Raw genomic sequence first — 15,388 nt, 5'->3', positions numbered from 1 at the left:
TGGGGCTGGAACTGCGGTTGCTGGGGCTGCTGGGGCTGGAACTGCGGTTGCGGGGTCTGTGCTTGTGGCTGCGGCTGCGGATATTGCGGCTGGTATTGCTGCTGGTATTGCGTTGATTGGGGCGCGTTGGAACGCTGGTTGGAGGGCTGCGGTGATGTGGATTGTGCGGGCTGCTGTGATGCGGGCTGCGCTGGCTGCTGTGATGCGGACGGCGCGGTCTGCATCACGGGAGTAGGGGCGGAGGCTGCCGGGTTTGTCGCGGCTGTGCTGAACGGCGTCTGGCTGGTGTTCTGGGGATTCGGGACGTTCTGCGCGTTCTGAGCGGTGCGGTTCATCGGGGCGCTGTTCATGGGGTCGTTGTTCATCGGATCGGCTCCTTGGATACGTATTCGGCGCTGGCGTGGGTGAGTGCCATGTAGGCGTCTTCCAGCGACGCCTGTTCCTCGATGAATTGGTAGACGACGAGCTGCGCGCGGGCGAATACGTCGGCCGTTCTTGCGAGGTCGGCTCCGGCGATGCGGAACGCCTGACCTTGCTGTGGGTCGCCGGTGGAGCGGGGCAGCGGTGTGATCGTGATGCCGGGCGCCTGCGCGAAGATCGCATGGAGCTTGTCCGGCTGTGGGGTGATGACGCGCAGCGTGTGACCGGAGTGTTCGGCGACGAATGATTCGACGGACGTGGTTTCCAGTATGCGGCCGCGCCCGATGATGACCAGATTGTCGGCGGTGAGCGCGACTTCGCTCATCAGGTGGGAGCTGAGCAGTACCGCGCGGCCCTGACGTGCGCATTCGCGGCACAGGTCTCGGACCCATTTGACGCCTTCCGGGTCGAGGCCGTTGATCGGCTCATCGAGCACGAGGTTGTGCGGATCGCCGAGGAGCGCGGCGGCTATCGACAGCCGCTGGCTCATGCCGAGTGAGAATTTGCCGGCTTTGCGTGTTTTGACTGATGCGATGCCGGTGATGTCCATCACGTCGTCGACGCGCGTTTTGCCGATGCCGTTGGTCGCGGCGAGCGCTCGCAGATGCGCGTATGCGGAGCGCCCTTTGTGTGCGGATTTCGCGTCGAGGACCGCACCCACTTCGGCCATTGGCGCTGCGAGTTTTGCGAATGGGCGGCCGTCGATGAGAGCTTGCCCTGCGTCGGGCCGGATGAGGCCAAGTGCGGCCCGCATGGTGGTGGATTTGCCGGCACCGTTCGGGCCGAGGAATCCGGTCACTTTGCCGTCTTCGGCAGTGAAACTGACGTTGTCGAGGGCGGTTTTGGTGCCGAAACGCTTGCTGAGTCCCCTAATTTCGATCATAAGTCCAGCATACGGTACCCGGTGCCCGGTCTCATTGGTGTAGGAGGTCAATAATCCCTCGATTATGTATGAGATGATCTGCTGGACTGCCGCCGCACCCCGCTGGACTGCTGCACCCTGCTGGACCGCGCATCTCACTGGACCGCCGCCAGTGAACGAAATTCGGGAATTGACTGTTGATCTCCCGAATTACGATCGCTGGCGGCTGGTCAGTGAACGAAATTCGGGAGCAGTGGGGTGCATTCCCGAAAAAAGTTCGGTGAGATGTCGTCAATGACGAAATTCGGGAGATGGCCACTGCTCTCCCGAATTACGATCACTGGTTTTGATCAGGTGTGACCAGTGTTCCCGATTCGCACATGATGGAAGGTGGCAGTTTGCATTTCATCGCGGTCAACTCATTGTCCCCGTTGCGGGGGGGCAATGAGTTGACCGCATTCTCGAGAATCCAGTGACGGTCGCCAGCCCCGTCACGGGGCAATACTCGGACAATCGACTTAGACAATTGCGAGACGGATGACTAGCGTCCTCCGTCAGAAGTTCGTTGATTATATCGTCGGTTCCCCTTGTCAGGACAGCACCGTGAAGCAAACAGCGGGGCTGTTTGTAGGTGCTGTGCGAGCCGACCGGCGAGCCGGCAAACCGCGCGCGCAGCGCGTCCGTGATTGCTGGATCGAGCTGGCCCGCGACGCGGGGCTGAGGGGTAGTGCATTCGTCAATGAATTTCTGATGCAGGATACTAGCGTCCTCCGTCAGAAGTTCGTTCCCTAATTCGTCCTTGAAATTCCAACTTGAAATTCCAGCGAAAACGCGGTTTTTCCAGTGAAATGAATACGCGACGCAGGACACTATGCGTGCTGTGCGATCCAGCAGTGCATGGCGACTGCTGCGGCTGCACCGGCATTGATGGAACGCACCGATCCGAACTGTGAGATGTAGACCACGTCGTCGGCCAGTTCGAGTGCCTTTTTGGATAGTCCGGGGCCTTCGGCGCCGAACAGCATGAGGCATCGTTTGGGGAACCGGTAGGTTTCTATGGGCACGGCTCCGGGAATGATGTCGAGGGCGATGACACGCGCGTTCTCCAGTTCGCGAATACGTGCGTCATGGTCGCCGATTTCGGTGGTTTTCTGTGCGAGTATGGCGAGATCGTTTCGTTCGGCCGCCTGATGGGCGTGGTATGCCGCAGCCGCTGCGAGCGCTTGTTCCGCTGCAATTTCGCCTGCGATGCGCTGTCTCCAGCATCCGACGAGCTCGCTGATGCTGGGATGATGCTCGACGTGGCTGTACAGCTCGGTCATCAGCGAGCCTTTGCGATTCCACTTGTGTGGTCCGACGATGTGGACTCGTCGCGCGGTGAAGGCGTTGGCCGTTCGCACTATCGAGCCGATGTTGAAGTCGTGCGTCCAGTTTTCGATGGCGACTTCAAAGTCGTGTCTGCCGTGGGCGTCGAGATCGTCGCGGATGGCAGACACGCTCCAGTACCTGTATCGGTCGAGCACATTGCGCCGGTCGCCTTCGTTGAGCAGCGAGGCATCGTATCGCGGATCGTAGTTGGGTGATGAGGGATCATCGGGGCGCGGCTCCCCGGGATGGGTTTCGAGCCATGGGCCGACGCCGATCTCCCGTAGCGCGGGCTCGCCGGATCGTTTCGCCTCCAGCGAGACGGGATTGGGCGTATGCATGGTCGTTCCTTCCTTCCTGTATGTGTGAAGTGCGTTCCTGGCAGGTGCGTTCCCGTGATCGCAGAATGCGCCGCCTGCTTCACGGCTTGGTGCGCCGGTCTGTTAGTGCAGCCCCTTCGTCGAACTGCGGATGCTTGGAGTCGGGGTCCTTCGTCAGAAGCCTGTTCGTCAATTCGTCCTTGGAATCCCGGCAAATACACGGTTTTTCCAATGAAACGAGTTTGCGATCAAGACATTAGTGGTCTGTCTTGTAATTGGTTGAGAGGTCCAGCTTCTGTCTCTCCCCCAGTCAGCTTCGCTGACAGCCCCCTCATCAGAGGAAGCCAACGCCACTCAGATGATTGCGAGGCATACCACTAGCGCAGTTCGGATTCCTTGAAGACCTCGATGAACGGCAGATCGTGTTTCTCCCCGTTGACGGGGTTCACCACCGTGATGTGCGGGCTGGTCATGTCCACGCCGCCGATCAGCGATGCTACAGCCAGCACTGTCGCTCCTTCATGTTCGACGACGCTGAAGTCGAGGCTCAGTTCGTTGCCGTTGCGAAGAGTGACCAGCGAGGAGGTCTGCACATATGACTTTTCGGACAGCCATGAGTCGAGCAGTATCACTCGCTTGCCGGCGATGGACGGCCCTTTGATCGAGGGATAGACGAAATCCATGATGAAGCCGTCAAGATCTTCGCCTCGGGACGCGGCCGCCTGTATCATGGCGCAGACCAGTGGCACTGCTGCTGCGGTCAGCGCCCCTACCGCATCGAAGTCGTCCACCGAATATCCCTGCTCCTCCAATGCGTCGAGGAGCAGATGTCCTACCACTCCGGCACCTCGATGGTCGAGCGTTACTGCGCTCAGCTCGCAGAAGGGCTTGCCGGCAAGCTCCTGTCTGAGCAGTGATGCCAGCTGGTTGCGCGGGTCGAGCATGGTGAATTCGGATGCCGACTGCACGGTGGCGGTGCCATTGACGGCACCTGATTGAGAGCCTGTGTTGGCTGAAGACGACTTGGCTCCGGTCTTACGGAAAACGCTCTGTTCGCTCATGGTATTCACCCTATCGTCGTGACTTGATCGTCGGCGAGCCTGATGTGTCGCCGTGTCGCTGCTGCCATGTCGTTGCCGGCATGGCTGTCATGCCGCTGCCGTGTTGACGCTGTATTGCAGTCGGTCTCTGCGGCTATTGATATTGTGCTGCGTTTGGTGCCGTTGGGGGGCGTGCTGCTTTGTGGCTCGGGATATCTGCGTCTCGAATCAGTCTCCATTCTCGCGGGGCTTGGTGCCGTCGGACTTGGCATCGTTGGACTCGGTATCGAAGAGCTCGGGGGCGGTAAGCTCCTTGATGTCGGTTTTGTCCGGGTCGAGGAGCTCGACCTGATTGATGACGGTGGCCTGATCAAGTTTCTGTAGCTTGCGTGCCGTGGGCAGTACGCGCGACTCCAATGAACTGGCGAACTTGTTGTATGCGAGTACGGTGCGTGTGATCGATCTGCCGAGTGCTGTGGCGTATTCTCCCACCTTGGCCAGTCTTCCGTAAAGATCCCGCGACAGCTCGAACAGCGTTTTCGCGTCATCGGTCAGGTTCTGCTGCTGCCATGCGTATGCCACGGATTTGAGCACCGCCCAAAGCGTGACGGGAGACGTCAATGCCACCTTGCGGGCGAACGCGTCGTCCATCAGCGTCGGATCGGTTTCCATCGCGGATTGCAGCAGCGCTTCGTTGGGGATGAACGCCACGACGAAGTCTGGCGCGGTGTCGAACGAGTTCCAATACGCCTTGTCTCCGAGAGCCCGGACGTGCTCGCGCAGGGCCTTTGCATGCGCCTTGAGCAGTTCGTCGCGGCGGGCGAGCTCCTCCGGGGATGCGTTGTCTGGAATGGCGCACGCTCTTTGATAGTCGGCATAGGGGACCTTGGCGTCAATTGGAATGGTCTTGCCGCCGGGCAGATGCACGATCATGTCAGGCCTTTGGGTGTTTCCGGATGAATCGGTCACCACGACCTGGGTGTCGAAATCCACATGCTCCAGAAGCCCCGCCGATTCCACGATGTTGCGCAGCTGGGCTTCGCCCCATGCGCCTCGCACCTTGTTATTGCGCAAGGCGGCCGATAGCGAGCTCGTTTCCCGGTCGAGACGCGTCTGCTGCTCGCCAAGGCCTTTGAGCTGTTCCCCGAGCGCGCCCATCTCCCGTTTGCGCCCCTCTTCGATCTGCGCGACTTTTTGTTGCAGTGCATCGAGGTTCTTCTGCACTGGAGCGAGCGCGGCGAGCACCTTGCTTTGCTCGCTGAGTCCCTCCGCCTGCTCGCGGCGTCGGCGTTCCTCCTCGGATGCGGCGCGTTCGCGTTCCCTTTGGATGCGAATCTGCTCGGCCTGCTGGGATTGCGCCAACTGCGATTTGGCGAATGACAGTTGCTGGCTCAGTCCCTCGCCTTGTGCGCGCAGCTGGGCGCAATCCGCCTGCAGCTGCGCGGTTTGTGCGCGCAGCTGCTCGGTTCGGGCCTTTTCGTCGTCCAGCTCGTGGGACTTGACCAGACGGGCCGATTCCTGCCCCTTGGCCCGTCCCAGCACGAAACCGGCGAATGCCCCAAGTGCCGCAGCCAGAATGATCAGCAGCACACCAACAATCTCATTATCGAACATGTGTTCTATGCAATCGCATGGCGTGGACGTTCGCGTGTCGCGTTGTCGCTATGAGCGCACAAGCCTTGCCACGGCGGTCGAGACCTCCTCGATTTTCTCGTCCGCCACCTCGCCTCCGTTTTCCGCAGCCTGCCTGACGCAGTGGGAGAGGTGGTCCTGCAGCAGTAGCAGTGCCACTGATTCCAAGGCGGAGTTCGATGCGGAAATCTGCGTCAGCACGTCGATGCAGTAGCGGTCCTCTTCGACCATGTTCTCGATGGCGTGCACCTGCCCTTCGATGCGGCGCAGTCGCGCGATGATTTTCGATTTGTCTTCTCCGTACCCTCGCACGGGATGCCTCCATTCCGCGATGAAACAAGTGCGACACGCTCATTATACCCCTTGGGGGTATGTGTCGTACACTTGTTCCCACATATACCCAGTGGGGGTATAGGGTATATACCTGGCTGGAGTATGATGAAGGCGGAAGGAGCGGTCATGGACTTCAACATCTTCCTGTGTGCGGTGTCGCTGCTGGTTGCGGCGGTGATCACATGGGCCGTCATACGGTTTTTCTTTGCCGAGCGGCGGGGCGTCAAAGGCTCGGTGAAGGGAGGGGAGCAGCGGGCGACCATCGTGGTCCGAGGCGGCTATTCGCCTGATGTGATCGAGCTGGAAGCCGGTGTTCCCATAACGCTGGGCTTCGATCGCCGTGAGACTGGGGAATGCACGTCGCATGTCGTTTTCTCCGATCTCGGCGTAGATGCCATGCTTCCGGGGAACGAGACCACGCAGGTGCGGCTTCCCGCGCTTGCGGCAGGTGACTATCCGTTCGCGTGCGGCATGAACATGGTTCACGGACTGTTGCGTGTCGTCGGTGACGGAAGCGCTGAAGTGCATCAGGATGAGGTGCATGGAAGCAATCAGGCCGCCCATCGAGGAAACCCCGAAGATGTGTTGTCGGATGAGCGGAGCGAGAGCGCCGAACGCGCCAAGGAGATCCGTCAGCTAAGCGTGCTGATCGCCATCGGCACGGTACTTACGTTGCCGGTCTTCGTGCCGATGATGCTCATGCTTACGGGGCATGTCGCTCTTCCTGACTGGCTGATGAATCCGTGGCTGCAGGCGATTCTCATTACCCCGGTCATGTTCTACTGCGGTGCCCCCATTCATCGAGTGGGCGTTCCGGCGCTCGTCCATCGTTCACCCGACATGAATTCGCTGGTGACGCTGGGCACGGCTGCCGCCTATATCTACAGTCTTGCACTATGCGTGGCTTCCCCACTGTTTCCGGAAGGCTCTCGCGAACCGTATTTTGAGTCGGTCGGGGTCGTCATCACCTTGGTGCTGGTCGGCAGACTGCTGGAGACCAAGGCCCGTGAGGGCACGGGCAAAGCGGTTCAGTCGTTGATCAGGCTGCGGCCGCGAGTTGCGCACGTCGTTGAGGGTGAGGATGTCGATTGGCGTGATGTCAGACGAGCCCGCGATGTCGACATTGAGCGCGTCTCCGTGGGGGAGTTGCTGGTTGTGCGAGCCGGCGAACGCATTCCGGTCGATGGCCGGATCGTGTCGGGTTCGGCGACGGTGGATGAGTCCATGATCACCGGCGAGTCCAAGCCGATCAGCAAATCGGCCAAGGATCCTGTCACGGGTGCGACCGTGCTGCTTCACGGCGAGGTGCTTATGCGCGCCACGCAGGTTGGGGGAGACACTGTACTCGCTCAGATCATCATGATGGTGCGCCGTGCTCAGGCCACCAAGGCTCCAGTGCAGAAGCTGGCTGATCGGATCGCCCGTATATTCGTGCCGGCGGTGATGATCATCGCCGTCTGGACCTTTGCCATTTGGTTTGCGTTAGGTCCGGAGCCGAAGCTTGCGCATGCACTGGTCACGGCGGTCAGCGTGCTCATCATTGCGTGCCCCTGCGCTCTTGGTCTGGCCACACCGTTGTCGGTCACCGCGGCGACCGGTCTTGGCGCGACGAACGGTGTGCTGGTTACCTCCGCAAAAGCTCTGGAACAGGCGAGAGACATCCGCACTGTGGTGTTTGACAAAACCGGAACGATCACCGAAGGACGAATCGACGCGGTTGATGCCGGCGCCGGCAGCGCGGATGGCAGGCCGAGCTACGAGAACGATCCCATCAAGCAAGGCTCGCGTGAAGCCGTCGCCGCGCTGCATGCAGCCGGAATCCGCACGGTCATGCTGTCCGGTGACAAGGCGGATGTGGCTGAACGTATCGCTCGTCAGGTAGGCATTGATACGGTCATCGCTCAGGTGCGGCCGGATGGCAAGGCGTATTGGATTCGTCGGTTGCAGCAGGTCAGAGATGGCACTGACGCGTCGTCGCTGGGAGAGGTCCCCCAGGGACATGTCGCGATGGTCGGCGATGGCATCAACGATGCGCCGGCTCTCGCGCAGGCTGATCTGGGCATCGCCATCGGAACGGGTACGGACGTCGCGATGCAATCGGCGGATGTGACGCTGATGAATGGCGATCTGCGGGGCGTGCTCAAGACGATTGCTCTGTCCAGCGCGACCATGCGCAACATCAAAGAGAACCTGATGTGGGCGTTCGGGTACAACGTGATCGGCATTCCGCTCGCCGCCGGTGTGCTGTATCCCTTCACCGGCTGGCTGCTCAGCCCGATGATCGCCGGTCTGGCCATGGCTCTGAGCTCCGTCTGTCTGGTGCTCAACGCCAACCGTCTGCACGCGGCGCGCATCGACGGATCTCGAGAACGAGTCGGCAATGGTGGGCATGTCGGTCAAGCAGACGTGGAACGCAGTGGTGATGACGGGACTTCCCGGGCGCAGGCCGCAGGGACCCGGCGCGAGCCACGCGTCATCATCGATGAGGCCACTTCGCTGACCCATCTTCAGGAATCCCGAGATCAGAGGGGCCGCCTTAGCGAACCTTCGCATAAGGATGCGGAACAATCCACTGCCGAGGGACGCGAGTCATCGCGCGAGAAGCACTTGGAGCATGCGCCCGTCGCAGGCTCCGACAACAACACCCATATGTCAAACAAGGAGCATCACATGGAAATGCATCACATGAACATGAACCATACGGCCACCACGGAAGGAGCCCAGACCGCGACCGACCCGGTGTGCGGCATGACGGTTTCGGTGAATGCCGATTCGATCACCCGCGACTATGAGGGCCGGACCTATTACTTCTGCGGTGAACACTGTGCCAACAATTTCGCCAAGGCCCCGCAGATTTTCCTCGAGAAATAGCGTCAGCCCATTCGAGTGGATTCTGCCGGGTGACATCTTCAGCATCGCTAACGATGGGATGACAGCCGGCGGATGATGCCGAATGCGATGGTGTCCGATACGTCTGTGCAAATGGCTCCAGAGCCGGTGACGCAGGCGGTTGTCAGACACCGGGGAGGGCCGCGTGAAGCGCGGTCATCACCACCAGCGACAGCACGGCGGTCACGGTCAGGGAGAATCCGGCCAGCTTCGCATTGCCTGTCAGCGAGTCGGTGAACTTCGTGGAGAATATCGTGATCGGGGCGAACGCCCCCAGTACGATGATCTCGCGGATACGCATGTCGAACGGCAGCAGGAACCATGCGGCGATTGCGATCAGCACGCCAAACACCGCACGCCATACGATCACGCGCACAAGCTCCATACGGTCCTTGCGACTGTCCGGCACCTCCATCATCAGTCCGATCATCGCCATCGCGCAAAACGCGTTCGCGTTGGCGAACGGCGTGATCAGCGTGATGATCGGCTGCGGGATGGTGACGTGCGCGAACATGAGGATCAGCATCAGCATGTACATGTCGAAGCTGATCGAACCGAGAAAATCGCGGGCTATGTTGCGCAGACGGAGCCGCAACGGCAGTGAGCGGAAGCTGCCGTCCATATGCAACAGCGTTCGCGTGATGGTCAATGAACCCGCTGTGGCCACTGTGGCGTTGCCGATATCGAGCATGATGATCGGCAACCCGGCGGAGGCTCCCATGAACGTCTGCACCACCGGAAGACAGAACGCTCCGAGGTTCAGTCCGGATGCATTGAGCATCTGAAACGCCCGGTAGTTGCGTTCGTCGCCACGCGATCCAACAAACACTACAAACAGAGGAACGGCACAGGCGAAGAAACCGAACAGTACGATCCACAACATGCGCATGTCATGCCGATTCGTCGCGAACGACAGCATGATCGCACAGGGAAGGGTCAGGTTGAACACCAAGCCCTGTGCGACCCTGTAGTCGCGTTCGCCGAAGACGTGCAGATGCTTGAGCGCATAGGTTCCGAGAATGGCGAGCAGTAGTGCGCCGGCCTGAAAAAGCATGGTTCTCTCGATCTCTCTTGGATGGTGGGCCTTGAAGCGGCTCCGCCGAACCACAGTGTAGGAGCAACACGAGCGGCAGTGGTCGATCGTATCGCGCAGTGACTGATCAAGGTCAGTGACCGCCCGGTTCGTCGATAGTCCGTCGGGGCAGTCGCTCCAGTGCGTAGTCACTCCATTGCGATGGCTGGTCCGGTGTGATGGTCGTCGGCACAGCGGTTTTCGACGCTGTGACGGCATATCAACGCGTGAGCTGTCCGCGAGGGCGATGCGCCGTCGGCTGCCGGCGCAGTGCGCACCCGACTTGGTGATTGATTCGACGTGACCGAGATATCGGAGCGCAATGCGCAATGAGATATCGGGCGCAAGACGGCAATGTGCTCAGTGGCGGGCGATGTCCGCAGCCTGCATCAGTGGTCGGAAACTTGAGTGAGCATGACTCAAGTTTTGGGAATAGAATGGGCGTGAGGATGGTTGAGTGAATCAGAAACACGAAAGCGCGTTCAAGCGATGTCCGAAATCATCGCTGGAATCGCGCTGACGAAGACGAGACACGAATCATCATACGGAGGTTGATATGGAACAGAAGTTCACTACGATGGCCCAGGAGGCCATCGGCGACGCCATTCAGAGCGCGGCCGCCGCGGGCAACGCCCAAGTGGAGACTTTGCATGTCATGGATGCCCTGCTGCGTCAGGAGAACGGGGTCATCCAAGGGCTTATTCAGGCGGCAGGTGGAGACGTCAAGGCCATTGGCGCCGCAGTGCGCAACGCATTGGTCGCATTGCCCAGCGCATCCGGGTCCACCACATCCCAGCCCCAGGCAAGCCGTCAGCTGACCGCTGCGCTTGCTCAGGCCGAAAAGGAGATGCAGCAGATGGGGGACGAGTACGTCTCCACCGAGCATCTGCTCATCGGCATCGCCGCCAGCGCGCCTAACGAAAGCGCCGACATTCTCAAGAAGGCCGGCGTCACGCCGGAGGCTCTGCGCAAGGCCGTGCCGACTGTTCGTGGCGGTGCCAAGGTCACCAGCCCCGACGCGGAAGGCAGCTACAAGGCGCTGGAGAAGTACTCCACCGATCTGACAGCCGCCGCCAAGGAAGGCAAGCTCGACCCGGTGATCGGCCGCGATCAGGAGATCCGCCGCGTCATCCAGATCCTCAGCCGTCGAACCAAGAACAACCCGGTGCTGATCGGCGAGCCCGGCGTCGGCAAGACCGCCGTCGTCGAAGGGCTCGCGCAGCGCATCGTCGCCGGTGACGTGCCGACCACGCTGCAGCACAAGAAGCTCATCAGCCTCGACCTCGGCTCCATGGTGGCGGGCTCCAAGTACCGTGGAGAATTCGAGGAACGCCTCAAGAGCGTGCTCAACGAGATCAAAAGCGCGAACGGCGAGATCATCACGTTCATCGACGAGATCCACACGATCGTCGGCGCCGGAGCCGCCGAAGGCTCGATGGATGCCGGCAACATGCTCAAGCCCATGCTGGCCCGTGGCGAACTGCGCCTGATCGGCGCGACCACGCTTGACGAATACCGTGAGAACATCGAAAAGGATCCGGCGCTGGAGCGTCGTTTCCAGCAGGTGTACGTCGGCGAGCCGTCCGTCGAGGACACGATCGCCATTCTGCGTGGCCTCAAGCAACGCTACGAGGCGCACCACAAGGTGACGATCGGCGACGACGCGCTGGTCGCCGCGGCCACGCTGTCCAACCGGTACATCTCCGGCCGTCAGCTGCCCGACAAGGCCATCGATCTGGTCGATGAGGCGGCCGCGCACCTGCGTATGGAACTCGACTCCTCCCCGGAGGAGATCGATGAGCTCCAGCGCAAGGTGACCCGCTACGAAATGGAGGAGATGCAGCTCAAGAAGGCCGAGGACCCGGCCTCCAAGGAGCGTTTGGAGAAGCTACAGGCCGAAATGGCCGACGCGCGTGAGAAGCTCAGCGGTCTCAAGGCGCGGTGGGACGCGGAGAAGGCCGGCCACAACAAGGTCGGTGACCTGCGCGCCCAGCTTGACGCCAAGCGCGTCGAAGCCGACAAGTTCACTCGCGAAGGCAACCTCGCCGAAGCGAGCCGCATCCTCTACGGCGAGATCCCAGCGATCCAAAAGCAGCTTGACGCAGCGGAGAAGGCCGACGCGGAAGAGAACACCGAAGGCTCCGGAAAGCCCGAGCCGATGGTGCCCGACCATGTGGATGCCGATTCGGTGGCCGGCATCGTCTCCGAATGGACCGGCATCCCCGTGGGGCGCCTCATGCAGGGCGAAAACGAGAAGCTCCTGCACATGGAGGAGTACCTCGGCAAGCGCGTGATCGGCCAGAAGGAAGCCATCGCAGCAGTCTCCGACGCGGTGCGCCGTTCACGCGCCGGCATCTCCGACCCGAACCGTCCGACAGGCTCATTCCTGTTCCTCGGCCCCACCGGCGTCGGCAAGACCGAGCTCGCCAAGGCGCTCGCGGACTTCCTGTTCGACGACGAGAAGGCCATGGTGCGCATCGACATGAGCGAATACATGGAGAAGGCGTCTGTAAGCCGCCTCATCGGCGCGGCACCTGGATACGTGGGCTACGAGGAAGGCGGTCAGCTGACCGAAGCCGTTCGTCGTCGCCCCTACTCCGTGGTGCTGTTCGACGAGGTTGAGAAGGCCAATCCGGAAGTCTTCGACGTGCTGCTGCAGGTGCTCGATGATGGTCGTCTGACCGATGGCCAGGGACGGACCGTGGACTTCAAGAACACGATCCTCATCATGACCTCGAACCTCGGCTCGCAGTTCCTCGTCAATCAGGACATGGACGCGGACGCCAAGAAGAAGGCTGTGATGGACGCGGTGCACATGAACTTCAAGCCGGAGTTCCTCAACCGTCTCGACGAGATCGTCATGTTCCATCCGCTCACCCGCGAGGAGCTGGGCGGCATCGTGAACATCCAGGTCGCGCAGGTCGCATCCCGCCTCACCGATCGCCGCATCCGTCTCGACGTCACCGACGCCGCGCGCGAATGGCTCGCCGACACCGGCTACGACCCGGCATACGGTGCTCGTCCGCTGCGTCGGCTCGTGCAGACCGAGGTCGGCGATCAGCTGGCACGCATGCTGCTCGCCGGCAAGGTGCACGATGGCGATACGGTGCTGGTCGACCAGACCGGCGGTGATCATCTGGATCTGAGCACCATGCCCACCGATCCGGATGACGACGGCTCGGTGCACGTCGAATCCGTAAAGGCCGACTGATCGGGGCGACAGCCGGATAAAACAGCCGGGCTGTTGAACGCGAGGTAGCTGGCGTTCAACAGCTCGCTGTCGCGTCGCCTGCGGCTCACTGCCGCGTTGTCATCTTCTCGCTATCGCGCCCCGCTTATTGCAGCGCGTCGACAGCCCCGACTACCGCAGCGTGCCGACGGCGCTTTCGGCGGCGGCGAGAATCTCGCCGTCCATGATCGCCTGAGCAACGCCCTCGATCTGCGGTGTCGTCCACGTATCGCGGGTCTGCGGGCTCACCGCATTCGCATACCGGCGTACCACCCGGTAGACGGCGGCTCCGGCGGCACCCGGCCGATACGGCTTGCGGAAGTCGAACGAACGGCACGAGCACAGCAGTTCGACCGCCAGCACGCGGGCGAACGCGGGAATCGACCTGCGCAGCTTACGCGCGGCGGCCCATCCCATCGACACATGGTCCTCCTGCATGGCGGAGCTCGGAATCGAATCGACCGAAGCGGGCACGGCATTGCGCTTCAGCTCCGAAACGATGCCCGCCGCAGTGTACTGGGCGATCATGAAACCGGAATCCACGCCGGGATCGCCGGCAAGAAACGCCGGCAGACCGCGGTTGCGCGCCACGTCAAGGAACCGATCCGTGCGCCGTTCCGAGATCGATGCCACGTCAGCGGTTGGAATCGCAAGAAAATCAAGCACATAGGCGAGCGGCGCCCCATGGAAGTTGCCGTTCGACTCGACGCGGCCGTCAAGCGTCACGCATGGATTGTCGATCGCCGAAGCCAACTCCACGTCGGCCACCGACGCGGCATACGCCACCGTATCGCGGGCGGCACCATGCACCTGCGGCGTGCATCGCAGCGAATAGGCGTCCTGCACGCGCACCGTCGAACCGGGGCGACCGGCCTCGATCAGCCCCGAGCCGCGCAGCATCAGCGCGATGTTCGCCGCGGAATCAGCCTGCCCACGATGCGGCCGCAGCGCCTGAAGATCCGCCGCAAACACGCGATCATTGCCCAGCATCCCCTCGACGCTCATCGCGGCCGCGATATCAGCGGTCTTCAACAGCAGCCGCAGATCGGTGATGGCCATGCACAGCATGCCGAGCATGCCGTCCGTGCCGTTCACCAGCGCCAGCCCCTCCTTCTCGCGAAGATCGACCGGCGTGATGCCGGCGGACCGCAGCGCTTCGCCGCCCGGCATCTTTCGTCCGTACTCGTTGTATGCCTCGCCCTCGCCCATCGCGACGAGCGCGCAGGCGGCAAGCGGCGCAAGATCGCCGGAGCATCCAAGCGAACCATATTCGTAGACGACCGGCGTGATGCCCGCGTTGAGCATGTTGGCGTACACCTGCGCGGTTTCGGGCCGCACGCCGGTACGTCCGGTGCACAGCGTGCTCAGACGCAGCGCCAGCAGCGCGCGCACCACCTCGTGCTCCACTTCGGGGCCCGCGCCGGCCGCATGCGAGCGAATCAGGCTCTTCTGCAGCTGCGCGCGCTGATCCTTGGCTATGGACGTGGACGCGAGCGCTCCGAAGCCGGTCGAAATGCCGTAGTGCGGCACGGTGTCGTCCGCCAGCGAATCGATGATGGCGCGGCTGATCGCCATCTCATGCTTCGCCTCGTCGCTGATGACCACTTTCGCATTGTTGCGAGCGACCGCGATCACCTGATCGATGCTCATCGCGCCGATACCGATGGTGATTGGCTGCGGATTCGCGCTCTGGTTCATGTCGGGACTCCTCCATTCCTTTCCCGTCTGGTCGCGTTGCCGCTAGGGCTGTTGCCGCTGAGACCGCGCTGGTGCTGTTGTCGTTGCGGCCGTTGTCGTTGCGGCTGGTGCCGTTGCGGCTGCGGTCGTTGCGGCCGTGGACGCTCGCGGCCGCCATCGTCGTACGGCTTGTGACGGATGTTGCTGTGTCGTTTTGTGACGCCTATGCATTATATGGCACCGCATTATATGGCACGGCCGGTTCCGTTCGCGTTGATCGCTGCAAAGCGCGTCACAAGGCGCGCCGCAGTGACCAGTGCGAACGGAACCGGCCGTGCATCGCTATCCGCGCGGCCTCATCCGCGCCTGCGCCGAATGGCTCCCGCTGTGGCCGCCGCCGACAGCGCAAGCAACGCGGCGGTGATGATCGCCATCGTTGCCGTCTCGCTGCCGGTGTCGCTCAGCTTGGAATTGCGCGGTTCGCCGGATGCCTGAGGCTTGCTCTTGTCGATCAGATCGCCGTTCGACTCCGTTGGAATGGTCGGCTTG

9 protein-coding genes and 3 pseudogenes are annotated in these 15,388 nt (G+C 61.7%); 2 read left to right on the top strand and 10 right to left on the bottom strand.

Annotated elements, in window-relative coordinates:
• From EHS19_RS10705 to EHS19_RS03405, 7 genes and pseudogenes are all read right to left on the bottom strand, one after another.
• Nucleotides 1-365 (bottom strand): annotated as a pseudogene (locus tag EHS19_RS10705) (hypothetical protein); the annotation flags it as partial.
• On the bottom strand, nt 362-1,303 hold the full coding sequence (locus EHS19_RS03425; RefSeq protein ID WP_151916394.1) for an ABC transporter ATP-binding protein: 942 nt from the start codon (nt 1,301-1,303) through the stop codon (nt 362-364). The pseudogene EHS19_RS10705 and the gene EHS19_RS03425, both read right to left, overlap by 4 nt.
• 848 nt (nt 1,304-2,151) lie before the next feature.
• Nucleotides 2,152-2,433: pseudogene (locus EHS19_RS11720) on the bottom strand (TrmH family RNA methyltransferase); the annotation flags it as partial.
• Between the two features lie 39 nt (nt 2,434-2,472).
• Nucleotides 2,473-2,988: pseudogene (locus EHS19_RS11715) on the bottom strand (RNA methyltransferase); the annotation flags it as partial.
• Nucleotides 2,989-3,344: 356 nt separating this feature from the next.
• Nucleotides 3,345-4,028: a type I phosphoribosyltransferase gene (locus EHS19_RS03415; protein WP_151916392.1), complete on the bottom strand. Its 684-nt coding sequence runs from the start codon at nt 4,026-4,028 to the stop codon at nt 3,345-3,347.
• Nucleotides 4,029-4,235: 207 nt separating this feature from the next.
• Nucleotides 4,236-5,621, bottom strand: coding sequence for a DNA recombination protein RmuC (locus EHS19_RS03410; RefSeq protein ID WP_151916391.1), 1,386 nt, complete (start codon nt 5,619-5,621; stop codon nt 4,236-4,238).
• Between the two features lie 48 nt (nt 5,622-5,669).
• Nucleotides 5,670-5,951 (bottom strand): metal-sensitive transcriptional regulator, encoded by a 282-nt coding sequence (locus EHS19_RS03405; RefSeq protein WP_151916390.1) that lies wholly within the window; start codon nt 5,949-5,951, stop codon nt 5,670-5,672.
• A 147-nt stretch (nt 5,952-6,098) separates the two neighbouring features.
• On the opposite strand from EHS19_RS03405, the gene EHS19_RS03400 reads away from it, so the two are divergent.
• The gene (locus EHS19_RS03400) at nt 6,099-8,843 is read left to right on the top strand and encodes an HAD-IC family P-type ATPase (protein ID WP_151916415.1); all 2,745 of its coding nucleotides are present in this window, start codon (nt 6,099-6,101) and stop codon (nt 8,841-8,843) included.
• A 142-nt stretch (nt 8,844-8,985) separates the two neighbouring features.
• On the opposite strand, the gene EHS19_RS03395 is transcribed toward EHS19_RS03400, so the two are convergent.
• A complete protein-coding gene (locus EHS19_RS03395) occupies nt 8,986-9,915 on the bottom strand; it encodes an AEC family transporter (protein WP_151916389.1) in 930 nt (309 codons plus the stop codon).
• Between the two features lie 574 nt (nt 9,916-10,489).
• Between EHS19_RS03395 and clpB the strand changes: the two genes are divergently transcribed.
• On the top strand, nt 10,490-13,144 hold the full coding sequence (clpB, locus tag EHS19_RS03390) for an ATP-dependent chaperone ClpB (protein ID WP_151916388.1): 2,655 nt from the start codon (nt 10,490-10,492) through the stop codon (nt 13,142-13,144).
• Between the two features lie 150 nt (nt 13,145-13,294).
• Here clpB and hutH read toward each other — a convergent pair whose 3' ends face one another.
• Together hutH and EHS19_RS10700 are read right to left on the bottom strand one after the other, a co-directional pair.
• A complete protein-coding gene (hutH, locus tag EHS19_RS03385) occupies nt 13,295-14,860 on the bottom strand; it encodes a histidine ammonia-lyase (RefSeq protein ID WP_151916387.1) in 1,566 nt (521 codons plus the stop codon).
• 335 nt (nt 14,861-15,195) lie between these two features.
• Nucleotides 15,196-15,388: hypothetical protein (locus EHS19_RS10700; protein WP_175578273.1), on the bottom strand; the 193-nt coding region annotated here is incomplete at its 5' end.

Source organism: Bifidobacterium jacchi (assembly GCF_009078285.1).
In the GTDB taxonomy this organism is placed as follows: Bacteria; Actinomycetota; Actinomycetes; order Actinomycetales; family Bifidobacteriaceae; genus Bifidobacterium; species Bifidobacterium jacchi.
This window is presented reverse-complemented; position numbering and strand designations above follow the sequence as displayed.